This window comes from Enterococcus sp. DIV0240d, from assembly GCF_051711245.1.
GTDB lineage: Bacteria > Bacillota > Bacilli > Lactobacillales > Enterococcaceae > Enterococcus_D > Enterococcus_D casseliflavus.
In genome coordinates, this window is sequence record NZ_JBIOMG010000001.1 from 1,375,854 (window position 1) to 1,401,211 (window position 25,358).

Consider the following 25,358-nt stretch of genomic DNA (forward strand, 5'->3'; position numbering starts at 1 on the left):
AGTCTTTTTTTTGATCAATAAATAATATTCTCCCGAATAAAGTCGATATCTGTCACTAATAGTTTGCGATCGACACTTTTTAGGGCGCCAGATTCTCGTAATTTTTGCATCATTCGATTGACACTGCTGGCAGAGGTAATGCCGCAAAAGCGAGCGATCTCCTCATTGGTGACTTCAAAGTCAATCAAGACACCATCTGTTGTCTGGATTCCGAACGTTTCATACAGCTCATTGATTTGGGTACAGACAGCACCAAATTTGCCGTTCATCAGCATTTGCTGCATCTTTTTCATCGTATCCATCAAGTTTCTTCGATAATACTCTTTGACATAATCCTGCAGCAGGCGATCACGATTGACATCTGCCCAAAATTGATCCCGCACGATTTTGTATAATTCGGCTTCTTCTGATTCAACCCGCACATTAAAAGGGGCTTCGACTTCTTGAGAGGATTCGTCTTTAAACAAAGAGACGATCTCAAAATCCGTCAAATAGCGCAAGTTGAATTCGCGCCCTTCATGGGTCACTACGCTAGTTTTGATGATGCCTTTTTTTAAAATATAGACGTAGCGATCCGGGATGCCTTCATATGTCAAGTAACTCTTTTTCTTACGGATAACGACCGGTATTTCTTGTTTTTCTAAATAATCACGTAATATCTGTTTCTCCACCCACGTTACTCCTTCACTTCATGCTAACCCAACATTTTCTGAAAAAAATCTGAAATTTCCTCTATTCATGCTTCATTAAAAGACATTTCTGGTGAAAAAGCAATAACAAATGTTAATGTTTCTTGTTAATGCTCTTTTTTAACAGCAAAAGCGCATTTCAAGTAGAGGAAGTTTCGGTATAGTAAAACGCATCACAGCACAAACAGGAGGAATGGAAGAAACATGTCAGATAGGGAAACCAATCAAGAAGGAGTCGTCAGCTCGTTGCCGTCAACTAAAAATGAAAAACTATGGAACAAAGGGTTTATCACGATTACCTTGATCAATTTTATCGTCTTTCTCGTGTATTATTGTTTTGTCGTCATCACCGCGAAATTTGCCACGCAGGAGTTAGGGGCATCCACTGCACAAGCTGGCTTGGCAGCGGGGATCTACATTATCGGGACCTTGATCGCTCGCTTGTATGTTGGGAAAATTTTAGAATTAGTTGGTCGTAAAGCCGTTTTGCGCTGGGGGATATTGTTTTATGTCATTACCACCGCTGCTTATTTGGTCTCAGTCAACATTTATATTTTAGATGCAGTGCGCTTTTTCAATGGCTTTGCTTATGGTGCCGTCTCGACTGCGGCTAATGCGATCGTCACCGCTTATATCCCAGCTTCCAAACATGGCGAAGGGATCAATTACTATGGATTAAGTACTAGTTTAGCAGCGGCGGTCGGACCTTTTATTGGTATGCTTTTACTACCGACGGTCGGCTTTGATTTCATTATTTGGTTAGCAACTATTTTATCGATCGCAACAGCCATCGCTTGTTTCTGGTTCCCGGTCAAAAACATCCCATTGACGGAAGAACACAAAGCACAGCTGCAAAAATGGTCCGTCAAAAGTTTTGTCGAACCAAAAGTTTTTTTCATTTCTGGGATTGCCTTTTTGATCGGGTTGGCTTATTCCAGCGTTCTCGGCTTCTTATCGATCTACGCCAGTGACCTTGGGTTGGAAACGGCCGGTGCCTTTTTCTTCATCGTCTATGCACTTTCTGTGACCTTCACACGGCCAATGACGGGCAAACTGTTTGACCGTCATGGCGCAGATGCGGTCATGTATCCTAGCTTTCTATTCTTGACCCTTGGTCTTTTCTTATTGAGTATTACTGGCAACAGCTGGATGTTGTTGCTTGCGGGTTGCTTTGTCGGCTTGGGCTATGGCACCTTCATGTCCAATGGCCAAGCCGTCTGTCTGAAAGAAGTCGATCCTCACCGAGTCGGCGTAGCACTCTCCACTTATTTCATCGGGCTGGATCTCGGCTTAGGCGTAGGTCCCTATGCACTAGGAAGCTTACACGGTCTGTTTGATTATTCGCAAATCTACATCTTATGCGGACTGATCCCAGTCGTCGTCCTTGTTTTATACAAATTGTTTTATAAAACGAAACGCGCAGTTGCCGCCGTTGGTACGATGAAGCAGCCAATCAACGAAGAAGACTAACCTCAACCATTACAAAAAGGAGTGTTTCACCATGGATAACAATCAATTGATTATTGAAGCATTGAACAAATTAGTAACGAACATCAACGAATTGAATGAAGAAATGCATGCCATGAAAGAGGTTACCGCAACAATGACCCATGAACAGCTTGCTATCGATCATCAATTACGCGACATCAAATCGGTATTGATCAATGACAATCTGATTGGGTAAATTGTCATAAGGCTTGAAAGGAAACAAGAAACAGGAATGAACGCTTTTTTTTGAGAATGTTTCCTGCTCACTTACTGGTGGTAGAAAGATTCACATGAGAAAAGCGTTTTTTTGATGCACAAAAAAAGAAAAGCGAACATTGGCAGATTTTGTACAAGAAAATAAGCAAGAAAAATTGTAGCAGTCCGCGCTTGTATGCTATAGTGTGTCTGGGTAGCAATACCTAAAAAAAATCAGAGTAGGAAATAAAGCGTCAAGTGCTGAAAGGATGGGATGTTGCCTTTCGGACGAAGAACGATCATTCGTTCGCGGTTTTATTTTCGCATTCGCTGCATGAATTTGTAGCAACTCTAAAAGGAGATGCTCGCTATGAAAAGAAAAGTCGATGCACACATGATTGCGGTCATGGGACTTTTGATTGCCTTAATGGTCGTCTTGTCGCAAATCTTGGGGTTTGAAACCTCCTATATCAAAATCACATTTTCCTTTGTACCACAGCTGATCATGGGTATGCTGTTTGGTCCGTTTTGGACAGCAGTTGGCTCCTCATTAGCCGATATCGCAGGAATGGTGATTTTTCCAAAATCAGCCTACTTTTTCGGCTTTACCATCAATGCCTTCGTTGGTGGACTGATTTATGGCTACTTCTTTTATCGGAAAGAAGTCACATTAAAACGAGCGGCGATGGTCGTCTTGTTAAATACACTTTTAATAACCTTGATCTTAACACCGATCTGGTTAGCTATGATGTTGAATATTCCTCTGACAAGCTGGGCGATCTGGTCGGTCCGCTTGCTAAAAGCAGTCATCATGTTCCCGATACAAACTGCGTTGATTTACATCGTAGGGCGTGCGGTACCATACAAACGGCTGATCCGACGGTTCGTTTAACGAGTAAAAAAGAACGATAACATCCATTGAAGTGAATCATCTGCGAATATTTCGTCAGTGGTTCACTTTTTTCTTTCTAAGGATTGGCTTAATCATTCTCAATAACTTGTTTAGAGGGGAAGGGGAACCTATGAATAAAAAAGGACTCGCTATGGGACTGTTTCTTTTCTTGGTCTTAGCAGCAATGGGAGGGATGAAGTGGATGATAGAACAGCAAAAACAGCAAACTGAAGAGCCAGCCATGATCCAGCAAAGCAGCTTGAGGGACGAAACATAGGAAGAAAGCAGGGAAAGTCAGGAAACCACCTCAGTTTCCACGTCAACTTCTGTTTCAACTTCCACGCAAGAACAGCCAGAAGAGGCAATAGCAGAAAAAATCGCCACGATGAGTTTGGAGGAAAAGGTCGGGCAATTGTTTTTTGTGCGTGTGCCAGAAAGCAATCAAATCGAAGAGCTTCAAAAGTATCACTTTGGTGGCTATCTGTTATTCGGCCGTGATACCGAAAATGAGACGGCGGAGAGCTTGAAACAGAAAATTTCAGATTACCAAGCAGCCAGCGCCATTCCGCTGTTGATCGGTATGGATGAAGAAGGGGGCACAGTGACTCGCATCAGCCGCAATCCGAACCTTACGGATCAGCGTTTTCTCTCACCACAACAGCTGTATGCCCAAGGTGGATGGTCAGCGATCGAAGAAGATACAGCAAAGAAAGCGGAAATTTTAAAAGCTTATGGCATCAATGCTGGGCTGTTTCCCGTTGCCGATGTTTCCACTGATCCGCAGTCCTTTATCTACGACCGAACCATTGGCATGGATGCGCAGGGCACGAGTGCGTTTGTAGAACGTGTGGTTCATGTTTTACAGAAACACCACGTTGGGTCTACCTTGAAGCATTTTCCTGGCTATGGCAACAATCGTGACTCGCATGTCGAAATCGTCACCGATGACCGCCCGCTATCTGCACTGCGGGAAACGGATTTTCTGCCTTTTGCCGCAGGGATCAAAGCTGGTGCCGATAGTATTTTGGTCGCCCATACGATCGTCAATAGTATCGATAAGACCGTACCCGCCTCTATTTCAAAACCCGTGCATGAGCTGCTGCGAAATGAATTGCATTTTAAAGGGGTCATCATGACGGATGACTTGGATATGGCAGGACTTTCTGAGTTCATTCCGCAAAAAGAAGCCGCATTACAGGCGTTGCAGGCGGGAAATGATCTAGTGATCTCCTCTACCTATCAAGAACAGATTCCTTTTGTGGTACAAGCGGTTGAAGATGGCCGCTATTTAGAAGCTGATTTGAATGCTTCCGTCAAACGGGTCTTGCTCTGGAAAGAAGCATTGCATTTACTTTAAGAAAAAAATAAACCTGCTGTTTCCTCCGTGTAAGAGAGTCGTTCTCTTACTGAGAGGAAGCAGCAGGTTTTTTTTAGATACTCTGAGCCAGTGCCTCTAATTCTTTGGCAAAGGCTTCTTGTCCAATAAAACGCAGATAATCCAGTGCTTTTTCAATCGTGGCCATTCCCAGCGTACGATCTCCTTGAAACAAGGCGTAGATGCCTTCGAAATAACGAATCATCAAGCGGATACGATCATTGTCCGGCGGCAGGTGATCGGCTAGATACGTCAGCACATGCGCCAACTCGGCAGGTTTTTTGCGATCGATAAACAAGAAAGCCGCATTCGTCAGCAATTTTGTGTAGATTTGATAATTGATACTTAGCGTATTGCTGTAAAAAATTTTTTTATTCAGGTGTTTCATTTGATACAAGATGTACTCGTCAGAAAAAAGGAAAAGCAGATTGGTAAATAAGGAGATTTCAAACTTTCCCCACGTGTCGATGCGTTCCAAGTATTTCTTGATGGTCGCTTCGATGATGCAACGTTCTTCCTCGTCGGTAACCACGCCTTTTTTCTCTAAAATCAAAAAGAATTGACTATACAGGACATAATAGAAGAAATCCTTCGTGGTTTTATACAGCGCTTGGGCTTTGTTGATCAAAGAAAGGACTTCAGAATACTTGCTTTCATAGTAAGCGGTGGTCAACTGTTTGGATAGCTGCTTTTTCTCGCTGACTTGATTGTCATCCAAGCGATACTCAAATTCCTCCAAAGTGACATTTAAGCGGTCCAAGTATTGGTGCAAAATATCAAAGGCGATGCGGTGCCCTTTTTGTTCAAAGGTTGCCAGTGTACTGCGTTCTGAAATGTTCTCAACCAATTTTCGCTGTGAGATATTTCGTTCCGTTCGTAACTCTTTTAACAAGTCATTGGCCTTCAAAAAATCCCTCCTAAAAAAAGTGGACGGAAAAATAGTCCAAATATGTTACAGCTTTATTTTGCGGGTAAACTTGAAGAAAGTCAATTAAAGGAGGAGAAATGGATGTTTGATTTTTTTAGTTTTCCCTGGGAAGTTGTAGAACTAATGGCTAACGTTTTTTCTTTCTTCAAATAATCGATCCTTTGTGATTGGTTAGCAATTGATTTTTTTAACAGGAAAAAGTATAAGTGGTTTCACGTAATAAGTTACTGTTCATTCGCGCATTCAAACGCCCTCTCCCCAAACAGCTTACCCTGTCAAGGCGCGTAGGTCTGCCGAATCCCTTTTAAAAAAGGAGCAAACACAACAGCGAGTGATTGCTCTTTTTTTGTTGGTCAAAAAACCTCACATACGGCATCGCAACAGTCAGTTTTGTTTTTTCTTGAACATTGGTTCATTTGGATCAGAATAGTAATCAGGATTGAATTCATCATCGATCGAGACCCCGAAAAGAGAAACGAGACTGGGAAGAACCCCAATCACGCCGAGGACGACGGCAACTGGAAGGTAGAACTTTTTGCGCTTGTACCACGGAAGCTGCGATTTCTTTTCCATAGGAAATCCTCCTTTTTAAATAGTGTAGCATGTTCTGAGTTGATTGTGTTAATAATTACCTTCAATATTTAAAAATATACTAAAAAGGTATATTGGTATATCTGATGGGGAAAAGGCTTCCTAGTAAAATTTAGGGAGCGTTCGTTTTCGTCATTGTTGCCAGAATCAAGTTTTATAAAAAAGGAACCGAGTAAGAAAGCCATCCTTCTTACTCGGTTCCATTTTATTGTAAGTAATCCTTGGTTTGGTCCATCAAGGTTTGAAAGTCTGATTCGTTTTTTCTTATCGCCTCTGTTAGGGTAAACAAATAACCGTTGGGGTCTTTGATGGTCATTTCAAGGGCATTCCACGGCTTTTCCATCAAAGGTTCCACGATCCACTTTTCGGGAATTTTTTGAGCGATATTCCGAAGATCAATCATCGCTACATTCAAAATTGCCCCATCGCCAACAGTGAACGAGTCTGCGGCAATCAGCATCAAATCTTGGTAGTCAGCAAGACGCAGATGGTCCATCGTCACTTGATTTTCTTGATTGCGAAACTGATACAATGACTGGAACCCCAAGATTTCTGCAAACCATTTTGATGATTGTTCAATATCTTTTGTCTTCAATTGATAAAACATTGGCATAACATAAACGTTCATTTTGACACCTCCTCTTAATTAGAGGATACCGCTTGACGCAGCGTCAAAGTCAATAGACAATTTCGTATTGAAGCAAAGCTTGAAAATGGCGTTTCTTTTAGACTTAAGTCAAGGAAAAATGGGCAATAATTGTTTGACTTACTTCATCAGGTGATAAGTGGGTATTGTTGATTTTCAGCGAAGGAATCGTTGGAAAAAGGGTAGTTAATTCCTGTGGCAGGCTTTCTAAACGATAGTTTTCAAACGAAGACAAAAGCTCGTTTCTAGAAAAATCCAGCGCTCTTTTTGACGGCTTAGCGGCTAAACGGTCCTCATGGCAATTGCGCTTTAAGCGTTCCTCAATATCAGCCACTAGTTCGATAAAATAGACCTTTTGCTGGGCATCGGTAAATAGTTGGGCGATCTCTTGTAAAAAAGCTAAATCTCCCGCTTGATCGAAATCAATCAAGACCGTAAAAATGATTGATTTTGTCGTATTATTGGCTTCATTTTGAACAAAGGCTTTGAAGAGTTCGATCCGTGTTTGATTAGACAAAGCGAATGCTGCGGGACTATAGCCAAGAAAGTTCGCAAAAAGATCAATGGTCTGGTGATTGAATAAAAGCTTTGCATCCAATCGTTTTTCCAGTTCTTTGCCCACAGTCATTTTCCCTGCGGCTTGTGCGTCAATCAAGACGATCAATGACATCACAACACATCCTTTTTATCAATCGTAACAAAGGTGAGCTATCGTGTAAATTGGTTCTTAGAAAGAAATGATTGAGAAGCTGGAATTTTTCATATGTGGAAACCAAAGATGCTCTTTTTTAGGTAAAAAGGAATGAGCGGAACTTCTCCGACAGAGGGAAGAAAACCATGCAGCACAAAAGCACAGTCTGGAACAACAAAATGACTAGTAGATTGATCGTTTCAAATCGTGAATAAAGATAGAAGTGGATCAGCCATTCGAAGACATTGACAAAGACTAAATAAAGGTAGTGCGCTTTTTTGACTTTGCAGTTTTTTAACCAATAATAGCTTAAGTAATAATCCAGCAAGATCATCAATAATAGAAAAAGTTTGCTGAAAGCCGTCAGATTGTCATGCTGCGAGGCGAGTTTTTGAAAAAACAGCAAAAGGGTTGGTGTCGGAATATAAATGATCAATAAGGATAGGAAAAAATAGACAATAAAGGGCATAGTCATTCCTCCAATAAGTTATTAAAAAAACATAGATAAACTAACAGATTTGTTGAGAGCCGTCAACTGGTTTTTTATCGAAAATTTCGATAATGATAGGTAGCATTGCTTGGAGGGAAAGGTTCAGCGGACAGTCATTGGTAGCAAAGGATGATCGTGGGAATATGAAAAAAAAAAGACTTCCTTTTACGAGAAAAGGGAGCGGAGGAGCTGCTTCATAGGGGAAATTTATGCCCATGTCTCATTGAGTTTATCCGCATAAAACAAAAGTGCCTGTCGGTAAGACTGGATGTCTGGATCGCTAGAGGTTTCGGCAAGCAGGGTCAATAATCGTTTAGTGGCTTGCTCATACTCGGCGAGATTAAACAGTGTCATGGCATAGAAGGTTTGCAAAGCATGATTTTTTGGAAACTGCTTCATCGCGTGTAAAAACACTTCTTCGGCTTTTTGATAATTGCCGAGGGCACGATAGGTGCTACCTAGACCTAGGTAGGCATCTGGCAAGTCGTTTTCTGATAACCCTAACGCGATTGCTTGTTCATAATAAGGAATTGCCTGTTGTTCTTCCCCTAAAAGATCATAGCTCCAAGCCGTTTGGTAGTGGATAAAGGCATCTTGGGGATTTTTGGCAGCTAATTGTATCAATTGTTCATTTGATTGTTGCAGCCTTTTTTCAGCCCGCAGTTGGATCGCAGCAGCTAGTCGTTCATTCATTGGTTCGAAGCTCCTTTTCAAATAGTAGAAAATGACTTAGATAACTTGTAAGCATAGCTAAGGGGAAAGATCTGCCCAGCTTTCACCCGCAAAAGAAAAACCGCATGCTTCATACAGCTTGTAGGCTGGCTGGTTTTCAACCGTCACTACCAGATAAAGGCGAGTGAGCCCCATGGCTTTTGCTCGTTGAATCACTTCCTTCATCAGCAACTTGGATAAGCCGTTGCCTTTAAAGGCTGCGCCCATAACGACAAATAATAGCAGGGGAAGCTCTTGAAACGTGCTGGTTACTACGGCACCGATAGGATGATCATCCTTTTGTAACTGAAAAGAAAGCTCTGGAATCAAGGGACCGTATTTTCCGTCAGCGGTCTCTCTCAGCTCTCTTTGCCAGTCAGCAAGCGATTCCCCTTCGTCATCTGTCGTTTCATGATAGGCGGAATAAAAAAGTTCTGCGACACTTCGAGAATTCGGGAGAAACGGCTCAAAAGAAAGGGCGGATTCTTGTAAAGCTTTGGGGGCATGTTGTAAGTCACAAGCCATAATGATTCGTTTCATAGAAGCACTCCTCTCTGCTCGTTTCATTTATTATAGCAGAGCCAAGCTTTTTCACGCTCGTTTTTTTCTAATAAAAGCCCAGATCCAACGAATTCCTTCGTAGATTGCAGTGAAGACTGCCACCAGAAACAAAAACGACATGTAGTGGATCAAAAAAGCGAGCTGAAACCATAAGCCATAGACCATCGGCAGGACGACGAGCAAACAAAGAACCAATTCGATGTTTCGCTTTCTTCTAATTTGAAACCAACGTTCATCTGACATCCTTTTTTCCTCCTGTTCATTCTTTACACACACTTTGTTAAATATCCATCTTTTTATAAAATGATCGATATATTTGCGATATTTTGATTAAAAAACTAGAAAATTGATTTGATTTTTGGTAATCTTGAAAATAAGATTAGAAATAGCTGTTGTTTTTTATTTTGACTGATTTTCCCACGAAAGACAAGGTGAGCGCAATGGAAAGAAAACCGATGTATTTAAAAAATGGGCTTCCTTTAACAATGGAACCGGGTAAAATTTACACATGCCTTTATCGTGGCGGTTATTTCATTTGTGAAGAAAAGGGACAACCGCTGCCACCGATAAAAAGAGAAGCGAAATAAGCGAACTTCTCACTTAAGATTTGTCAGGGATCGAATGGGTTGTTGGAACTGTTATCTCCTTTTGGGTACCAATCAAATGATGTCTAGCATTTTCAAAAAATCTCAACGTTCTTCATTCATACCATTCTAAGTCTTAAATTGATTTTGACCGATTTCAATTTAGTAAGAACAATCCGATCCCTGGCAAATGTTAGGTGGAAAGTTGGGCAGGTAGCAAGTGAATCAGTAATAGGTGAAAAACGGTTTTTTCTCACAAAAGATGATTTCACTTGAATAGAACGCCGTTTTTTGCTATAATAGTTCAGGAATTGAAAAATAAAATAGACAAAGGTTGAGCATTTTTTATGCTTCAAGGATCAGGTTTGCCAAGGGGTGAGGCAAACATTCTTGGAGGAATGCTGGCCTTTTTTCATATCAGCATACTTCTTCGTGAGGTATGCTTTTTTTGTTTATTTTTCAGTTGAGAATACAAATCATTATAGGAGGGGAATCGATGAGAGAAGCTTTGACTCGTTTACGAGAAGCAGAAGAAGCCAATGAACAGCAATTGCGCGCTTTGAAAAAAGAATTGCAGTCGGAAGAAGCGCAGCAGCAACAAGTATTGCAAGAGCGATCAGCCGCTTTGGAAGAGGCGCTTGCTCAAGAACAAGCAACAATCGAAGAGCAGTTGCAACAGTCACTAGCAGCACAAAAGCAGCAGCTGGCAAAAGAGAACCAGCAAGTGTTAGATCGTTACCAAAAAAATATGCAAAGCTTCCAAGAGCATGCGGTTCAACAGATCGTTGAAGGAGTGATCGGGACTTATGGCAGTAACCAAACTAAATAAACTAACGTTGATCACCCCGAAGCACTACCAAGAAAGGTTATTGACGAAGCTGCAAACGATGCAGTTTGTTGAAATCGAGAACGTATTTGAGCAGGAAGCCAACGAAACTTGGCTGCGGGAATTTTTTGCAGGAGCCACCCCAGAAGGTGCTTCTCATCAACCAATGATTCGTCGACTGCAAGAAGCGATCCGCTTTATTCGTCAAAATGGTGATGCGAAAAAAGGCACGGAATGGCAACGAGATGCCTTGCGGCTGTCGGACTTTGAAACAAGCTTCGATGAAGCCGCAGCATTAACGGAGCTGGTTGAAGTCGAGAATTTGCAGGAGCGCTGGGTAGAGACGATCGAAGCGATCGAAGCAGCGACGCAGTCGGAAGAATGGGCGACACAATGGCAAAATCTTGACGTACCCTTGGAGATCGAAGCGCCTGCACATACAACTTTTTTTGCTGGGAGTGTCGAAGGCCCACGCTGGGAAGATCTAGCTGAAGCCTTGCGTCAATTGGAAGAGGTTCATATCGAAGTGATCTATTCTGAACCCAAAAAAGTCAATTTCAGCTGCCTGTTTTTAACAGCGATCGAAGAGCAAGTGTTCCAATTGTTTCACCGATATGGGGTGAAGAAAGAAACTGGCTTGACATCCGAATCACCAAAAGTGGTTTTGCAAAATGCGAAACAAGCCTTGACCTCCTTGACGCAGCAGCGCAAAGAACTGATTACAGAAATCAGTCAGCACAAACAACGGCTGATCCTGCTGCAGCAAGCGGAAGAACTGTTTTTGACTCGTGAGAATCGGGCAATGATGCAACAGCGTTTAGCAGCTGGTCAGACCTTTGCCCTCTTGCGCGGCTGGATTGCAGAAAAGGATCAGCCGTTAGTGGCGGAAATGGTCCAAGAATCCTTTGCCAACGAGATTTACTATTCATTTGAAGAACCCACTGCAGAGGAGATCGCTGCCAATCAAGTGCCAACGAAGCTAAAAAACGCCTCGTTTATTCAACCCTTTGAAATGTTGACGGAAATGTACAGCTTGCCAAAATACGATGAGATCGATCCAACCCCATGGATGACACCTTTTTACTATGTTTTCTTTGGTATGATGGTGGCTGACTTAGGTTATGGTGCATTAATGGCTGTCGCGACCACGATTGGGCTACACGCCTTGCGTTTGCCCAAAGGGACCAAACGGTTTCTGAAATTGTTCCAGATTTTGTCTGTGCCAACTATGATTTGGGGCGTAATCTACGGCTCCTTCTTTGGTGCTACATTGCCCTTCCAACTTTTATCGCCCTCCGAAGATTTTATGGCGATCTTTGGTCTATCCATGATTTTTGGTGGCATCCAACTGTTTACAGGCCTTTATTTAGCAGCCAAAGAAAATATCCGCAAAAAGGATCTTTTAGGTGCAGTCAACGAAGGCTTTGCGTGGCTAGGCCTTTTGAGTGGTCTTTTAGTGGCAGCCGCAGGCAATCTTTTGATCGATGTCCCAGCACTAACAACCGTCGGCTTGATTTTAGCAGGCTTTAGTGCCTTATTGATCATCGTGGTACCAATTCTTAAAGGGAAAACCAAAGTGGGCGGCTTCTTTTTAGGCTTGTATGACTTATACGGTGTGACCAGTTACATCGGCGACTTTGTCAGCTATAGCCGCTTGATGGCATTAGGGATCTCTGGTGGGAGTATCGCAGCAGCCTTCAACTTATTGGTGGGCTATTTGCCGCCAGCCGCTCGTTTTTCTGTGGGCATTCTCTTATTGATTGTCCTACAAGCTTTAAACATCTTTTTATCGTTACTGAGTGCGTATGTGCATGCCGCTCGTTTACAATATGTAGAGTTTTTCGGAAAATTTTTCACTGGTGGGGGGCGCCAATTTGAAACCTTTAAGCCAAGTGAGAAATACGTTGATTTTGATAAAGAAAATGGAGGAGACAATAAATGATTGATTACTTAATTAATAACAATGGTGGTATGGTGTTTGCAATTATCGGAATGGGGATCGCTACGATCTTTTCTGGGATCGGTTCAGCCAAAGGGGTGGGCCAAACTGGTGAAGCAGCGGCAGCCTTAACGACGAATCAGCCGGAGAAGTTTGGACAAGCCTTGATTTTACAATTGCTTCCCGGAACGCAAGGACTTTACGGATTCGTTATTGCGTTTATGATCTATGGTAGCTTAAGTGGTGAAATGTCGACAGTGACTGGTATGGCGTACTTGATGGCCTCACTGCCAGTTGCCTTTACTGGCTTATTCTCAGGAATGGCCCAAGGGAAGGTCGCTGCAGCTGGGATTCAAATTTTAGCGAAGAAACCAGAGCATTTCTTTAAAGGGGTCATGTTCTCAGTAATGGTTGAGATGTATGCCATCTTAGGCTTTGTTATTTCTTTCTTACTTTTAGGAACGATTTAAAGGGGGCGAAGGTATGGATGCAATCGACAAAATGATTGCTGAACTAGACCAAGAAGCGCAGACAAAACGGGAACGTTTGGCTGCCGCTGAACGTGCTAGGATCAGTGAAACGATGGCACGTGACTGGGCGAAAAAAGAGTCGGACTTGCAGCTTCGTGCCCAGCAAGCAAAAAAGCAAGCCGAAAAAAATTATCATCAAGCGCAAAATCGCCAAGCAAGTGCCGCTAAGCAGCAGCAAATGGTGAAACAAAACGAATACCTGACACAACTTTTTGAGCAAGCGTATCAACAAATGGTTGCCTGGACGCCAGAAGAGCTGCAGTCATTTGCTGAAAATGTGCTGCAACAGCTGCCGATCAGCGGGACGGTGACCTTCCACGCTGGTCCTGAGCAAGCAGCCCATCTAGATGCCGCTTGGCTTACGTCTTGTCAATCAAAACTACCGTATCAAATCAAAGCAGGCGCACCATTGACAGAAGCAGGCTTTTTGGTGGATGACAACGGCATTCAATACAATTTTACCTATCAGGTATTGCTTGATGAATACAAGAAAGAAACCCGGGAACGGTGGTTGCAGATCATACAACAAGGAGGTTGATCCATGAGGAACTATCATCAATTGAATCCAATCATTCGGCTGAAAGAGATGACGTTGCTAAAGCCGCAAGAAATGGAACAAATGATTGCGGCAAAAGGGTTTGCTGAAGTCGAAGCTGTCTTGCAGCAGACCCATTATCAACGCTATTTGAAGCCAGATTTTCATGAACGATTCGAAACCTATCTCGATGAAGAATTGTTAAAGACGATCAAAGAATTGGCCGAGCTGGTTCCTGATCAAGAGATCCTCCGACTGTATATGATGCCTTTTACTTTCCATAATCTAAAAGTCTTGACCAAAGAGTCAGTCACTGGAAAAGATTATGATCATCTACTGATCGAAGATGGTTTTTACACGATCGATGAGTGTCGGACCGCCATCAAAACGGGAACCTCAGAGGTATTGCCTGAGAAAATCGTGACTACGATCCAAGAAGTGCGGGAGTACCTAGAAGGCGGCGCCGTGCTACAAGGCATCGATATCATTTACGATCGCCGGTATTTACATGAACAACGGCGACTAGCAGATGAAATCAAGATCCCTGAGCTACAAGAAGCTGTCATCAAGATGATCGATCTGACCAATATAACGATTGCCGCTCGTTGTGTACTTCAAAAACGATCGCGCAGTTTTATGGAGGCAGTCTTAGTGAGTGTCGGCAGTATCCCGAAAGAAGAATTTTTAGCGTTTGCGGATGCGTCCTATAGTGACTTTTTAGCCTTCTTATTAGAAAGTGATTATCAGGAAGTATTGCGGCCTTTGATTCATGAACAGGTGATCGACTTTGCTGGCTTGGCACTTTTACAAGACAATTTGATCACAGAAAGCTATGGCCAAGCCCAAACGGATGCTTTAGGACCACTGCCTTTACTCGCATTTTTGAATGCTAAGGTTTTGGAACTGCAAAATCTGCGTATCTTGCTAGTAGGCAAACGCAGTGGCTTTACGGAAGAACAATTCAGAGAAAGGATGCGGCACTATGACTCATAAAATCGGCGTAATCGGCGAGAAAGAATCCGTCATTCCTTTTCAACTATTTGGCTTTCAGGTCTGCTATGCCTCGGAAGAAAAAGAAGTGAAGCAGGCGCTGGCAAAATTAATGAAGAACAGTACGATCATCTACCTGACTGAAAAATGTGCCGAGCTGATTCCCGATGAATTAGCAAAAGTCCAACAAAAAATGACACCTGCAGTCATCTTGATTCCTGATTATGATGGTTCCCGAGGAATCGGCAAGCGAATGATTCAAGAAAATGTCGAAAAAGCAGTTGGACAAAACATACTATAGAGAGGAGCCGATGTTGTGGAAAAAGGAACAATTATTAAAGTATCTGGTCCATTGGTGCTAGCCAAAAATATGGGCCATGCAAGTTTAGAAGATATCTGTTATGTAGGAGATTTAGGCGTGGTCGGTGAGATCATCGAAATGCGCGGCGACGTCGCTTCGATCCAAGTCTATGAAGAAACGTCTGGGATCGGACCTGGTGAACCAGTCGAAACCACCGGTGAACCGCTATCCGTCGAATTGGCGCCTGGGATCATGTCACAAATGTTTGATGGCATCCAACGTCCCTTAGAAACCTTCATGTCTGTCACCCAAAGCAACTTCTTGACGCGTGGGGTGCAATTGCCTGCGTTGGATCATGAGAAAAAGTGGCCCTTTGTACCGACAGTCGAAGTCGGCGAAGTAGTCAGTACCGGGATGGTCATCGGCACCGTGCAAGAAACACCGTTGATCAATCACAAGATCATGGTTCCTCATGGCGTTTCAGGAACAGTCAAGGCTGTTTATGCGGGGGAATTTACCATCGATGAAACGATTTATGTTTTAGATACACCCAAAGGAGAACGGTCTTTCACGATGCTGCAAAAATGGCCCGTTCGTCATAGCCGTCCAGTAAAGCAAAAAATGAATCCAGTCGAACCAATGATTACTGGCCAGCGAGTGATCGACACCTTCTTTCCAATCGCTAAAGGCGGGGCGTCAGCCGTTCCAGGACCATTTGGTGCAGGGAAAACTGTCGTTCAACACCAAATCGCCAAATGGGCGGATGTCGATCTGGTCGTCTATGTCGGCTGCGGCGAACGCGGCAATGAAATGACCGATGTAATGAACGAGTTTCCAGAGTTGATCGACCCTCGTAGTGGTGAATCTTTAATGGCGAGAACCGTGTTGATCGCTAACACCTCCAATATGCCGGTAGCCGCTCGAGAAGCGTCGATTTATACTGGGATCACGATTGCGGAATACTTCCGAGACATGGGGTATTCAGTGGCGATCATGGCGGATTCCACCTCACGTTGGGCAGAAGCACTGCGAGAAATGTCTGGTCGTCTGGAAGAAATGCCTGGGGATGAAGGGTATCCAGCTTACTTAGGCAGCCGCTTGGCAGAGTATTATGAGCGTTCTGGAAAAGCGATTTGCTTAGGTTCTGATCAAGAAGGCAGTATCACTGCCATCAGCGCCGTTTCACCATCAGGCGGCGATATTTCAGAACCAGTTACCCAAAATACGTTGCGGGTCGTTAAAGTCTTTTGGGGCTTAGATGCCACCTTAGCGCAAAAGCGTCATTTTCCATCGATCGATTGGTTGAAGAGCTATTCTTTATACGAAAATGAATTGGGTGCCTTTTTGGACCAACAAATGCAAGTGGATTGGTCCAAACAAGTAACAGAAGCCATGCGGATGCTGCAAAAAGAATCTGAGTTGTCAGAGATCGTTCGACTTGTCGGCATCGACGCTTTGTCCGAAAAAGATCAGTTATTGCTGGAAACCACCAAATCATTGCGAGAAGATTTCTTGCAGCAAAACGCTTTTGACGACGTCGATACGTTTACCTCTCGTGAAAAGCAGTTCAAAATGCTGGAAACGATTTTGCTGCTCCACAAAGAAGCGGAAGATGCGTTGACACTAGGTGCGTATCTTTCAGAAATCTATGCAGGAACCGAAGAATTGCGAGACAAAGTGGCACGTATGAAGTACTTGCCTGAAACGGAATTAGCAAAAATTCCTGCTTTGCATCAAGAGATCAAAGCAACGATGAAAGAAATTTTACAGAAAGGAGACCGCACCGATGATCAAGGAATATAAAACGATTGGAGAAGTCGTCGGACCATTGATGGCCGTCGATCGCGTCTCCGGTGTCAAATACGAAGAGTTGATCGAAGTCCGCATGCAAAACGGCGAAACGCGGCAAGGACAAGTACTGGAGATCCAAGAAGACAAAGCGTTGGTCCAAATTTTTGAAGGAACCGGCGGGATCAATTTGAGGGAATCTGCGGTGCGTTTCTTAGGACATCCTTTGGAATTAGGCGTTTCCGAGCAAATGATCGGGCGAGTCTTTGACGGCTTAGGTCGGGTCAAAGATGGCGGAGTAGAGATCGTCCCAGAAAAATTTATGGACATCAACGGCGAAGTGATCAATCCAGCAGCGCGGGATTATCCTGATGAGTTTATTCAAACGGGGATCTCATCGATCGACCACTTGAATACGCTCGTTCGGGGACAAAAGCTGCCGATTTTTTCTGGTTCTGGTCTGCCTCATAAAGAATTGGCTTCGCAAATTGCGCGTCAAGCACAAGTGTTGAACTCGGAAGACGATTTCGCTGTTGTGTTTGCTGGCATCGGGATCACCTTTGAAGAAGCAGAATATTTCATGGAAGATTTTCGTCAAACTGGCGCCATCGACCATTCTGTCGTCTTTATGAATCTAGCCAATGACCCAGCGATCGAGCGGATCGCTACTCCCCAAATGGCACTGACGGCAGCCGAATACTTGGCTTACGAAAAGGGCATGCATGTCTTGGTGATCATGACGGATATGACCAACTACTGTGAAGCTTTGCGGGAGATCTCCTCTGCTCGTCGTGAAGTGCCAGGACGTCGGGGTTATCCTGGGTATCTTTATACCAATCTATCCACGTTATATGAACGTGCGGGACGGATTCGCGGCTTGAAAGGTTCAGTGACCCAGCTGCCGATTTTGACCATGCCAGAAGATGACAAAACCCATCCGATTCCCGATTTGACCGGCTATATCACCGAAGGACAAATCATCTTGTCTCGTGATTTGTATAAAAACGGCATCCAGCCACCCATCGATGTCTTGCCGTCATTGTCACGGTTAAAAGATAAAGGGACCGGTGAAGGAAAAACCCGTAAAGACCATGCCGCAACGATGAACCAGTTGTTTTCTGCCTATGCTCAAGGAAAGCAAGCCAAGGAATTGGCAGTCGTTTTAGGAGAATCGGCATTGTCGGAAGTAGATAAAACCTATGCCAAATTTGCGGAACGCTTCGAAAATGAATACTTGAACCAAGGGTATCGCACCAACCGCTCGATTATCGAAACCTTGGAATTAGGGTGGGAATTATTGGCGATGCTGCCAAAAGTCGAGCTGAAGCGGATCAGCGATGCCCTACTGGCGGAATACTTACCGGGAGAGGAGAACAATGGCGCAAAAAACCGTTAATCCAACCCGCATGGAGCTGTCGCGCCTCAGCAAACAATTGGCGACAGCCAAACGCGGACACAAATTATTAAAAGACAAACAAGACGAACTCATGCGTCAATTTATTGAGTTGATCAAAAAGAATTACCGCTTGCGTAAAGAAGTCGAAGAACAATTGCAGCGTGCCATGAAGGCATTTCGCTTAGCCAATGCCACGATCAATGAAAAATATATTGAAGAAATGTTTATTTTACCAGTAACTGAAGTCTCCCTTGAGTTATCCACGAAAAATATCATGAGTGTGGAAGTGCCAGTGATGCATTTTGATTACGACGATACGGTGATGCAAGCGCCGATCGAGTACGGCTTTTTGAATTCCAATGTTCCGTTAGATAATGCGGTCGCCCGTTTTACCGACGTTATGCCGAAGCTGTTGGAGCTAACGGAAATCGAAAAGACCTGTCAATTGATGGCAGGGGAAATCGAACGGACGCGCCGACGCGTCAATGCCCTAGAATATTTGACGATTCCCGAGCTGGAAGAAGCCATTTATGGAATCAAAATGCGGCTGGAAGAAAATGAACGAGCAAACGTAACAAGAATGATCAAAGTGAAGAATAAATCAAAATAAAATGGTATGATAAGAAAAAAAATAAATGCAATAAACTTGGATTACTAAGACATTGGTTTTTGCAAAAGGTCAAAGGAAATGAAAATGAAAAAAAGAAATCGTTTGAAAAAAAAGCTGGCATCGCAACGCTTTTTGATTCCGCAGATCGTCACTCTGGTCTTCGTTTTGCTGATATTGGCAGGAACTGGCTTGCTAATGCTGCCGGCTGTCACCCAAAGTGGTGAAGGCACCAACTTTTTAGATGCGCTGTTTACTGCCACATCGGCTGTTTGCGTGACGGGTCTTTCGACCTTGACCGTAGCCGATCATTACAACCTGTGGGGCCAAGGGATCTTGCTGATGCTGATTGAGATCGGTGGGATCGGCTTCATGTCGATTCCCGTCTTCTTTTACATCTTGGCGAGAAAAAGAGTCCATCTTAGTACTCGGATGATTTTGCGGGAATCATTGAATCTGGACCGAATGTCTGGAGAGATCCATTTGGCATGGTACCTGATTCGGATCGCCTTTTTGATCCAAGTCAGTGGGATCATCTTGCTGGCTTTTGCATTCGTGCCCCGTTTTGGTTGGGAGCAAGGCCTTTGGTACAGTGTTTTTCATGCGATCTCGGCCTTTTGTAATGCTGGGTTTGATTTGTTCGGCAACAGCATGGTAGGGTTTCAAAACGACCCATTTGTGCTGGGGGTCATCAGTTTCTTGATCATCGCAGGTGGTCTGGGATTTCTCGTTTGGTTCGATCTCCTGCATACGGCGTCCAAAAAACGGTCCTTGCATAGCCGCTTGGCATGGATCGCTATGATCGTTTTGGTGGTTTTTGGAACGGCAGGGTTCTTTTTGACCGAAGCCAATTCACAGTTGATCACGGGTGATTCGGTCATCGAACGTTTTTTCCAATACCTCTTCTTAGCGGTCACCCCAAGAACCGCGGGATTTTTCAGTATTGATTACGGACAAATGAGTCAAGCAGGCTTGATGCTGACGATGATTTTAATGTATATCGGTGGGACCTCTGGATCAACTGCTGGGGGATTGAAGACAACGACATTTGCGGTCTTGATCATCAAGATCCGCAGCTTATTGAAAGGGCGCAGTCGAGCGGAAGTTTTTGGTCGCACGATCAAAGAATCTGCTGTATCGCGTGCCTTTACGTTGTTCTTCCTTACCTTGACGTTATGCTTCGTAGCGATTTTCTTATTGTCGATCACTGAGCGTATGCCGCAAACCCCAAACTTTGGGTTGCCAACCATTGCCTTTGAAGTTTTTTCCGCTTTTGGAACGGTGGGATTGACCATGGGGTTGACGCCTTACTTGTCGGTTTTTGGCAAACTTTTGATTATTTTTTTGATGTTCATTGGTCGAGTCGGCATCATGACCGTTGCTTTTTCATTGATGAAAAAAGCCAACAAACAAGAAGCTGGCTACAAATATCCTGATGAAACCGTGATGATCGGGTAACGAAAAAGGGAAACGAAGCACGCTTCGTTTCCCTTTTTTTTCGTTTATTGAAGTACTTCTAACATCACATCTCGTTGGTCATCGCTGACATTTCCCGCATAGTTCGGTGTGATCAAAGATAGACCACCCTCCTTATTTGTAAATAGGTACAGGTTGTGGCTAAAATCAGGATTTCCATTGGAAGTGATCCCTTTTGCAAAGGTCAACTGAGTGTTCACTTTTACGGTGCGAATCTCATTGTTTTTCGCAGAAAACACGCGAATCTCTTTTGTTGCGATCGTATCGACTTGTGCTTCATAGCTTGCGCTGTCGTCGATCGAAATGATCAATGGGCTCGTATTTTGAATCGTGACAGCATCTGGTACATTGACGCCATGGAAATAAAACGTCAGTGAAGGGCCATATTGGGAAAGATCAACCGCATATGGAAACTCATTGGATACTGAGCTTGCTGTCGTTTGCGTTGCGTCAGAGTGGTCCGTCGATTGCTGGCTTGTGGTTGAAGTTTCTGAAGTAGAGGTTGACGCTAAGGAGCTGCTTTCAGTCGTTTGCATCGTCGTACTTTGCTTGCTTACAGTAGACACATGACTTTGGCTTAGCTCGCTGGTTGATTGCGCGGTATCTTTTTCGTTGTTACAGCCTGTCAAAAGCCCCACACTGACCAGCGTCAGTGTCCCAATCAAAGAAATTGTTTTTTTCATCGTTTGTTTCATCCTTTCCTACGAATACTAAAACATCTAAAAAAAACAAATTATTGTGTGAAAATGTACAATTATGTTGATATAGTGTTTAAATATTCTTTGGTGTTAAAGATATTGTAGTCCATAACACTGAAAAAGAATAGGGAGATTTTGCTGAATTTTTTGTCAATTCTATCATAAAATATTCATGAATGCCCGCAGCAGCTGGCTAGTTTTGTATAATAAAGTGTTAGCCATTTCTGGCGGCTTGCGTAACACAGGGATCTAGATTAAAATACCTTGGTATAGAAGAATGGGTGGTGAAGAGGATGGAAAAAGAACGGATGGGGCAATGGTTAGCCTTTACGAATCAGCATCAAGCGATCGAAGCTCGTTTGGAGCAAGCCCTCAAAGCAGAAAGCAATCTGTCTTTGAATGAGTATTACGTGCTTTATTACTTAGAAAAGACCCCCAATCATAGCATGCGCCTCAATGATTTGATCGCCCATTTTGATCTGAGTCAAAGTGCGATGTCACGTATGATCATGCGCATGGAAGACAAGCTGTGCGGTGTGATTGAACGGCATTCTTGTCAAGATGATAAGCGGGGGATCTATATTGATTTGACCCAATCAGGGGAAAAGAAACTGCAACGTTCAAAAGTCGTTTTTGAAAAAGTCTTGGAGGAAATGCTGGACTAATGATGTTTTTCACTTGTTTTCTCCTTGATTCTTTTGTAATATAGATGCATGTGCATGTATATTTTAATGAAGGGAAAAAAGATGCACCGATTTGCTTTAAGGATCTCCTTGAAAAACTAAGCCAGTCAGATCCACAAAGCGAAATGAATCCAATGGAAAAGGTGGGAAACCCATGCGAAATGTAACAGACAAAGCAACATTTAAACGCGGATTGCAGTTGAAAAATCGAATCATTATGGCACCAATGACGACCAAGATGTCCTTCTTTGATGGGGTGATTACGAAAGATGAGTTGGCTTACTATGGCTTACGCTCTGGGGAAGTCGGAGCAGTCATCACAGCGGCAGCCAATGTCCAAGAAGATGGCAAGGGCTGGGAAGGGGAATTAGGCGCTTACGACGATGCCTTTTTACCTGGATTAAGTAAATTAGCCAGCACCATCAAAACCAATGGGACCAAAGCTATTTTACAGATTTTTCATGCCGGTCGGATGACGGATGACTCGGTCCTACGAGGAACACAACCGATTTCTGCTAGCGCAGTTGCTGCCGAACGTCCAAATGCCCAAGTTCCCCGAGAAGTCACAGTAGATGAGATTTTAACGATTATTGAAAACTTTAAAAAAGCTACCGAACGGGCGATCAAGGCGGGGTTTGATGGCGTAGAACTCCACGGAGCCAATACGTATTTGATCCAACAATTCTTTTCTCCGCACTCAAATCGTCGGTCCGATGAATGGGGTGGCTCACTAGAGAACCGTTATCGTTTTATTGAGAAGCTCGTCGATGAAGTATTGGAAACAGTGGACCAATCAGGTGTGAAGGAGTTTATCGTCGGTTATCGTTTTTCACCGGAAGAATTCGAAGAACCAGGGATTCGCTTTGAAGATACGTTGTTCTTAGTGGACCAACTGGCAGAAAAAGGATTAGACTATCTGCACATCTCCCTTGCGGATTATACCCGAAAATCGATTTCAAAAGCGTACCAAGAAAAATCGATGTTGGCGTATGTCTATGAAAAAATCGCTCAGCGGGTTCCTTTGATTGGTGTAGGGGATGTCCGAACATCGAAAGATGCCGCGGGATTGCTAGAACATGCAGACTTTGTAGCAGTGGGCCGGGCATTGTTGATCGATCCTCATTGGGGACAAAAAGTCTTAGACGGTCAAGATGCGTTGATCCGCACCACGGTTTCTACTTACGAACGTGAGGAACTCGTATTACAAAACGGCGTTTGGAGTTTTATGGAAAACATGATGCCAGATCGCCTAAATGAAGAAAAATAAGCAGTCAACCACCTTTGCCTTGGGCGAAGGTGGTTTTTTATGATCGCTACTCATTTTTGGCACATTGAGAAGAGCTGTTTTTCTCTAATGAGACCCTATTAGTTTCAAAATGACGAATCAGGAGAAGACTGGGAGAAACAAGCCTGTGATCGAAAGAAAGAGCACGAAAAGATTTTTTTAGTTAAAATACACGAATGAGTTTTTAGTTTATTTTAATAAATAGTCAAACAATTCAGAATCATTCATTTTTCTTACAAAAAGATAGCGCAAGTCGAGTTGATTGATAAAAAAACAATCAGTTGTTAGACTTAATTCAGGTTAAAAAAACAAAAAGGGGATGTAATGATGAAAAGAGGATTTAGAAATTATTTAGGTTCAGATGAGCGGGAGGCAGGCTATAATTTGTCTTGGGGGTCTATCTTTGCAGGGGTCGTAACATTTATCGCATTGTTCATAACACTGTCAATGATTGGCTCAGCAATCGGTTTTGGTATGGTGGAACCAACCTCTAATAACCCATTAGATGGTGTTGGGACAGGATTATTGATTTGGACAGTGATTACCTTCGTCTTGGCATTATTCGGTGCTGGTTTTGTTTCTGGTGTTGCTGCTCGACGTGTCGGATTGGTGCATGGTTTCTTAACATGGGCAACAAGTATGATCGTGATGATGGTTATGCTCTCTTACTTAACGATCGGTGCTTTTTCTGTAGTCGGTTCACTTTTAGGAAACGTTGCTTCTGCTGTCGGCAGTGGTGTTGAAACAGTGGCATCTGGTGCAGGCGATGTAGCTTCAAAAGCCTTCGATGAAATAACAGGAAACATGGAAGACGTCAATACAGATGAATTACAAGCGAACGTCAATGATGTTTTACAAGATACCGATGTTCCTGAATTGCAACCAGACTACTTGCAAAACCAATTGTCTGATGCGACGAACGACATCAAAGATGCCGGTAAAGACATTGCAACCAATCCAAATGATGCTGATAAAATCATTGATGATTTAGCAAGCAAATTACAAGATCGTGCTACAACGATCGGTGATTCAGTGGATGAAGAAGCAATTTCAAATGCGGTCGCTCAAAATACTGATTTAAGCCAACAAGAAGCAGAAGAAGCAACCAATAACATTGTCACTGGTTTGCAAGATGCTTCTGATGAAGCGCAAAAACAAATCGAAAATGCGCAACAAAATCTTGAACAAGCCAAACAAGACATTGACCAAGCAGTGGAAGACGCTCGTCAAAAAGCGGAAGAAGCAAGTGATGCAACAGCTAAAGCATCCATTTGGGGCTTTGTGGCAATGGTCTTAGGACTCGTTCTTACGTCAATCGGTGGGTTGGTGGGAGCAAACTTAGTCAAAACTGCTGACCACGAAAATCGTATCTAATTCACCTCTCACAAAGAGAGTTAGTGAGCCATAAACCAGTGAACAGCGTTCTGCCAAAGAATCAAATGGCAGCAGCGCTGTTTTCTGCTTTTAAACAAGCGGTTAAAAATCCCCATTGACGAGTGATTTTTCTCATGCTACACTGGCTCTGAGGATTGTTACCGCTTTAGGCGGGCTATACCTATTTTTTTGTGTGAAGAAATCTAATGAAGAATAGGGTCGTTAAAATGAACGTAACAAAAGTGATCAATAACAACATTGTGATTTCTGAGAATGAGGAAAAACAAGAATTGGTCGTCATGGGCAAAGGCTTAGGCTTTAAGAAAAAGCCAGGCGATGTGATCGACGATACCAAGATTGAGAAAGTCTATCTCAGTACACAAGAGTGGAATGTCACAAAACTAACCCAATTACTTTCTTCTATCCCTATCGAACATATTCAAGCAGCGAATGAAATCATCAGTTTTGCAAAAGTTTCCCTTGGGAAAAAATTGAGCGAAAAATTATTTCTGACGCTGACCGATCATATCAATTATGCTATCGAGCGCTATCAAAATGGCATGGAAATCAAAAATGCCTTGCTATGGGAAATCAAGCGGTTTTATAACCATGAATACCTCATTGGCAAAGAAGCGTTATCGATCATCAAAAATCGCTTGGCGATCGAGCTGCCAGAAGATGAAGCCGGCTTCATTGCATTGCACATCGTCAATGCGGAGTTGGATATGGCGCAGGTCAGTCAAGTATCGGAAATGGCGAAGATCATTCAGCATATCCTAAACATCGTTAAATATCATTTTTCAATGGAGCTTGATGAGTATTCATTGAACTACGAACGCTTTGTGACCCATTTGAAATTTTTTGTCCAGCGCTTATTCAGCGGAACAAAGCTCGATGATGCAGGAACCGGCAGTTTTATTTTTATGTTGAAAGACCGCTATATGAAGGAATATGCGTGTGCACTGAAAATCAGCGACTACATCAACAAAGAATTCGGTAGACCGTTAGAAGAAGACGAATTGATCTATTTAACTATACACATCAAACGAATAACAAGTGCTTAGGATTGTTACTGGATTGGCAGGCTAT

General features: G+C 43.2%; 27 protein-coding genes, 1 pseudogene, 1 riboswitch and 1 other annotated feature. Of the genes and pseudogenes, 18 read left to right on the top strand and 10 right to left on the bottom strand.

The genetic code is table 11. The features are described 5' to 3' along the window. Positions 1–14 precede the first annotated feature (14 nt). Positions 15–671, bottom strand: a complete 657-nt coding sequence (locus IGJ25_RS06490; RefSeq protein WP_225000955.1) for a Crp/Fnr family transcriptional regulator — start codon at positions 669–671, stop codon at positions 15–17. A gap of 222 nt (positions 672–893) precedes the next feature. Between IGJ25_RS06490 and IGJ25_RS06495 the strand changes: the two genes are divergently transcribed. From IGJ25_RS06495 to IGJ25_RS06510, 4 genes and pseudogenes are all read left to right on the top strand, one after another. Then, the gene (locus IGJ25_RS06495; RefSeq protein WP_074932126.1) at positions 894–2,159 is read left to right on the top strand and encodes an MFS transporter; all 1,266 of its coding nucleotides are present in this window, start codon (positions 894–896) and stop codon (positions 2,157–2,159) included. Between the two features lie 31 nt (positions 2,160–2,190). Next, positions 2,191–2,373 (top strand): hypothetical protein, encoded by a 183-nt coding sequence (locus IGJ25_RS06500; protein ID WP_005225550.1) that lies wholly within the window; start codon positions 2,191–2,193, stop codon positions 2,371–2,373. A gap of 232 nt (positions 2,374–2,605) precedes the next feature. After that, positions 2,606–2,707: riboswitch (THF riboswitch) on the top strand. Between the two features lie 26 nt (positions 2,708–2,733). Then, positions 2,734–3,264, top strand: a complete 531-nt coding sequence (locus IGJ25_RS06505) for a folate family ECF transporter S component (protein ID WP_005225551.1) — start codon at positions 2,734–2,736, stop codon at positions 3,262–3,264. Positions 3,265–3,394: 130 nt separating this feature from the next. Further along, positions 3,395–4,621 (top strand): annotated as a pseudogene (locus tag IGJ25_RS06510) (glycoside hydrolase family 3 protein). Between the two features lie 73 nt (positions 4,622–4,694). On the opposite strand, the gene IGJ25_RS06515 reads toward IGJ25_RS06510, so the two are convergent. The 8 genes from IGJ25_RS06515 to IGJ25_RS06550 form a co-directional block, all read right to left on the bottom strand. After that, complete coding sequence (locus IGJ25_RS06515; RefSeq protein WP_086294895.1) at positions 4,695–5,546, bottom strand: Rgg/GadR/MutR family transcriptional regulator; 852 nt, start codon at positions 5,544–5,546, stop codon at positions 4,695–4,697. Positions 5,547–5,951: 405 nt separating this feature from the next. Further along, positions 5,952–6,140: a hypothetical protein gene (locus IGJ25_RS06520; protein ID WP_005225554.1), complete on the bottom strand. Its 189-nt coding sequence runs from the start codon at positions 6,138–6,140 to the stop codon at positions 5,952–5,954. 223 nt (positions 6,141–6,363) lie between these two features. Further along, positions 6,364–6,786 (bottom strand): VOC family protein, encoded by a 423-nt coding sequence (locus IGJ25_RS06525; RefSeq protein ID WP_225000954.1) that lies wholly within the window; start codon positions 6,784–6,786, stop codon positions 6,364–6,366. A gap of 103 nt (positions 6,787–6,889) precedes the next feature. After that, positions 6,890–7,474 carry a hypothetical protein gene (locus IGJ25_RS06530; RefSeq protein ID WP_438779174.1) on the bottom strand — a complete coding sequence of 195 codons (585 nt, stop codon included), beginning with the start codon at positions 7,472–7,474 and terminating at the stop codon, positions 6,890–6,892. A 118-nt stretch (positions 7,475–7,592) separates the two neighbouring features. Continuing rightward, entirely contained in the window at positions 7,593–7,964 is a 372-nt protein-coding gene (locus tag IGJ25_RS06535) for a hypothetical protein (RefSeq protein WP_015509341.1), read from the bottom strand. Between the two features lie 228 nt (positions 7,965–8,192). Then, positions 8,193–8,678 (bottom strand): tetratricopeptide repeat protein, encoded by a 486-nt coding sequence (locus tag IGJ25_RS06540; RefSeq protein ID WP_438779175.1) that lies wholly within the window; start codon positions 8,676–8,678, stop codon positions 8,193–8,195. A 57-nt stretch (positions 8,679–8,735) separates the two neighbouring features. Beyond that, positions 8,736–9,263, bottom strand: coding sequence for a GNAT family N-acetyltransferase (locus IGJ25_RS06545; RefSeq protein ID WP_060793075.1), 528 nt, complete (start codon positions 9,261–9,263; stop codon positions 8,736–8,738). Positions 9,264–9,287: 24 nt separating this feature from the next. Further along, complete coding sequence (locus IGJ25_RS06550) at positions 9,288–9,500, bottom strand: hypothetical protein (RefSeq protein ID WP_005225563.1); 213 nt, start codon at positions 9,498–9,500, stop codon at positions 9,288–9,290. 673 nt (positions 9,501–10,173) lie between these two features. Beyond that, positions 10,174–10,227: a sequence feature (sodium ion sensor (DUF1646 type); this cis-regulatory element may regulate processes involved in with the transportation of sodium ions), on the top strand. A gap of 110 nt (positions 10,228–10,337) precedes the next feature. Here IGJ25_RS06550 and IGJ25_RS06555 point away from each other — a divergent pair. The 10 genes from IGJ25_RS06555 (at position 10,338) to IGJ25_RS06600 (ending at position 20,211) form a co-directional block, all read left to right on the top strand. Next, positions 10,338–10,670, top strand: coding sequence for a V-type ATPase, subunit F family protein (locus tag IGJ25_RS06555; RefSeq protein ID WP_225000951.1), 333 nt, complete (start codon positions 10,338–10,340; stop codon positions 10,668–10,670). Then, positions 10,648–12,609, top strand: coding sequence for a V-type ATP synthase subunit I (locus tag IGJ25_RS06560; protein WP_438779176.1), 1,962 nt, complete (start codon positions 10,648–10,650; stop codon positions 12,607–12,609). The genes IGJ25_RS06555 and IGJ25_RS06560 overlap by 23 nt, the downstream gene beginning before the upstream one ends. Then, the gene (locus IGJ25_RS06565) at positions 12,606–13,076 is read left to right on the top strand and encodes a V-type ATP synthase subunit K (RefSeq protein ID WP_005225567.1); all 471 of its coding nucleotides are present in this window, start codon (positions 12,606–12,608) and stop codon (positions 13,074–13,076) included. Before IGJ25_RS06560 ends, IGJ25_RS06565 begins: the two co-directional genes overlap by 4 nt. A 13-nt stretch (positions 13,077–13,089) precedes the next feature. Next, complete coding sequence (locus tag IGJ25_RS06570; protein ID WP_225000949.1) at positions 13,090–13,674, top strand: hypothetical protein; 585 nt, start codon at positions 13,090–13,092, stop codon at positions 13,672–13,674. Positions 13,675–13,677: 3 nt separating this feature from the next. After that, on the top strand, positions 13,678–14,664 hold the full coding sequence (locus tag IGJ25_RS06575; protein WP_225000948.1) for a V-type ATPase subunit: 987 nt from the start codon (positions 13,678–13,680) through the stop codon (positions 14,662–14,664). Further along, complete coding sequence (locus IGJ25_RS06580) at positions 14,654–14,962, top strand: V-type ATP synthase subunit F (protein WP_005225570.1); 309 nt, start codon at positions 14,654–14,656, stop codon at positions 14,960–14,962. The genes IGJ25_RS06575 and IGJ25_RS06580 overlap by 11 nt, the downstream gene beginning before the upstream one ends. A gap of 15 nt (positions 14,963–14,977) precedes the next feature. Further along, entirely contained in the window at positions 14,978–16,765 is a 1,788-nt protein-coding gene (locus tag IGJ25_RS06585) for a V-type ATP synthase subunit A (protein ID WP_225000947.1), read from the top strand. Next, positions 16,749–18,146, top strand: coding sequence for a V-type ATP synthase subunit B (locus tag IGJ25_RS06590; RefSeq protein WP_438779177.1), 1,398 nt, complete (start codon positions 16,749–16,751; stop codon positions 18,144–18,146). The genes IGJ25_RS06585 and IGJ25_RS06590 overlap by 17 nt, the downstream gene beginning before the upstream one ends. Beyond that, positions 18,127–18,756, top strand: coding sequence for a V-type ATP synthase subunit D (locus tag IGJ25_RS06595; RefSeq protein WP_438779178.1), 630 nt, complete (start codon positions 18,127–18,129; stop codon positions 18,754–18,756). Before IGJ25_RS06590 ends, IGJ25_RS06595 begins: the two co-directional genes overlap by 20 nt. 78 nt (positions 18,757–18,834) lie before the next feature. After that, positions 18,835–20,211 (top strand): TrkH family potassium uptake protein, encoded by a 1,377-nt coding sequence (locus IGJ25_RS06600; RefSeq protein ID WP_225000945.1) that lies wholly within the window; start codon positions 18,835–18,837, stop codon positions 20,209–20,211. Positions 20,212–20,255: 44 nt separating this feature from the next. Here IGJ25_RS06600 and IGJ25_RS06605 read toward each other — a convergent pair whose 3' ends face one another. Then, a complete protein-coding gene (locus IGJ25_RS06605) occupies positions 20,256–20,912 on the bottom strand; it encodes a hypothetical protein (protein ID WP_118214837.1) in 657 nt (218 codons plus the stop codon). A gap of 308 nt (positions 20,913–21,220) precedes the next feature. On the opposite strand from IGJ25_RS06605, the gene IGJ25_RS06610 reads away from it, so the two are divergent. The 4 genes from IGJ25_RS06610 (at position 21,221) to licT (ending at position 25,333) form a co-directional block, all read left to right on the top strand. Then, the gene (locus IGJ25_RS06610; protein ID WP_010747832.1) at positions 21,221–21,592 is read left to right on the top strand and encodes a MarR family winged helix-turn-helix transcriptional regulator; all 372 of its coding nucleotides are present in this window, start codon (positions 21,221–21,223) and stop codon (positions 21,590–21,592) included. Between the two features lie 172 nt (positions 21,593–21,764). Next, a complete protein-coding gene (locus IGJ25_RS06615; RefSeq protein ID WP_438779179.1) occupies positions 21,765–22,877 on the top strand; it encodes an NADH-dependent flavin oxidoreductase in 1,113 nt (370 codons plus the stop codon). 345 nt (positions 22,878–23,222) lie between these two features. Then, positions 23,223–24,269 carry a TIGR04086 family membrane protein gene (locus IGJ25_RS06620; protein ID WP_225000943.1) on the top strand — a complete coding sequence of 349 codons (1,047 nt, stop codon included), beginning with the start codon at positions 23,223–23,225 and terminating at the stop codon, positions 24,267–24,269. 227 nt (positions 24,270–24,496) lie between these two features. Further along, on the top strand, positions 24,497–25,333 hold the full coding sequence (gene licT / locus IGJ25_RS06625; protein ID WP_010747835.1) for a BglG family transcription antiterminator LicT: 837 nt from the start codon (positions 24,497–24,499) through the stop codon (positions 25,331–25,333). Positions 25,334–25,358 lie beyond the last annotated feature (25 nt).

Coding starts and splice junctions, on each gene's coding strand:
- IGJ25_RS06495 (WP_074932126.1), top strand. CDS start 894: ATGTCAGATAGGGAAACCAATCAAGAAGGAGTCGTCAGCTCGTTGCCG.
- IGJ25_RS06500 (WP_005225550.1), top strand. CDS start 2,191: ATGGATAACAATCAATTGATTATTGAAGCATTGAACAAATTAGTAACG.
- IGJ25_RS06505 (WP_005225551.1), top strand. CDS start 2,734: ATGCTCGCTATGAAAAGAAAAGTCGATGCACACATGATTGCGGTCATG.
- IGJ25_RS06520 (WP_005225554.1), bottom strand. CDS start 6,140: ATGGAAAAGAAATCGCAGCTTCCGTGGTACAAGCGCAAAAAGTTCTAC.
- IGJ25_RS06525 (WP_225000954.1), bottom strand. CDS start 6,786: ATGAACGTTTATGTTATGCCAATGTTTTATCAATTGAAGACAAAAGAT.
- IGJ25_RS06530 (WP_438779174.1), bottom strand. CDS start 7,474: ATGTCATTGATCGTCTTGATTGACGCACAAGCCGCAGGGAAAATGACT.
- IGJ25_RS06535 (WP_015509341.1), bottom strand. CDS start 7,964: ATGCCCTTTATTGTCTATTTTTTCCTATCCTTATTGATCATTTATATT.
- IGJ25_RS06540 (WP_438779175.1), bottom strand. CDS start 8,678: ATGAATGAACGACTAGCTGCTGCGATCCAACTGCGGGCTGAAAAAAGG.
- IGJ25_RS06545 (WP_060793075.1), bottom strand. CDS start 9,263: ATGAAACGAGCAGAGAGGAGTGCTTCTATGAAACGAATCATTATGGCT.
- IGJ25_RS06550 (WP_005225563.1), bottom strand. CDS start 9,500: ATGTCAGATGAACGTTGGTTTCAAATTAGAAGAAAGCGAAACATCGAA.
- IGJ25_RS06555 (WP_225000951.1), top strand. CDS start 10,338: ATGAGAGAAGCTTTGACTCGTTTACGAGAAGCAGAAGAAGCCAATGAA.
- IGJ25_RS06560 (WP_438779176.1), top strand. CDS start 10,648: ATGGCAGTAACCAAACTAAATAAACTAACGTTGATCACCCCGAAGCAC.
- IGJ25_RS06565 (WP_005225567.1), top strand. CDS start 12,606: ATGATTGATTACTTAATTAATAACAATGGTGGTATGGTGTTTGCAATT.
- IGJ25_RS06570 (WP_225000949.1), top strand. CDS start 13,090: ATGGATGCAATCGACAAAATGATTGCTGAACTAGACCAAGAAGCGCAG.
- IGJ25_RS06575 (WP_225000948.1), top strand. CDS start 13,678: ATGAGGAACTATCATCAATTGAATCCAATCATTCGGCTGAAAGAGATG.
- IGJ25_RS06580 (WP_005225570.1), top strand. CDS start 14,654: ATGACTCATAAAATCGGCGTAATCGGCGAGAAAGAATCCGTCATTCCT.
- IGJ25_RS06590 (WP_438779177.1), top strand. CDS start 16,749: ATGATCAAGGAATATAAAACGATTGGAGAAGTCGTCGGACCATTGATG.
- IGJ25_RS06595 (WP_438779178.1), top strand. CDS start 18,127: ATGGCGCAAAAAACCGTTAATCCAACCCGCATGGAGCTGTCGCGCCTC.
- IGJ25_RS06600 (WP_225000945.1), top strand. CDS start 18,835: ATGAAAATGAAAAAAAGAAATCGTTTGAAAAAAAAGCTGGCATCGCAA.
- IGJ25_RS06605 (WP_118214837.1), bottom strand. CDS start 20,912: ATGAAAAAAACAATTTCTTTGATTGGGACACTGACGCTGGTCAGTGTG.
- IGJ25_RS06610 (WP_010747832.1), top strand. CDS start 21,221: ATGGAAAAAGAACGGATGGGGCAATGGTTAGCCTTTACGAATCAGCAT.
- IGJ25_RS06615 (WP_438779179.1), top strand. CDS start 21,765: ATGCGAAATGTAACAGACAAAGCAACATTTAAACGCGGATTGCAGTTG.
- IGJ25_RS06620 (WP_225000943.1), top strand. CDS start 23,223: ATGAAAAGAGGATTTAGAAATTATTTAGGTTCAGATGAGCGGGAGGCA.
- licT (WP_010747835.1), top strand. CDS start 24,497: ATGAACGTAACAAAAGTGATCAATAACAACATTGTGATTTCTGAGAAT.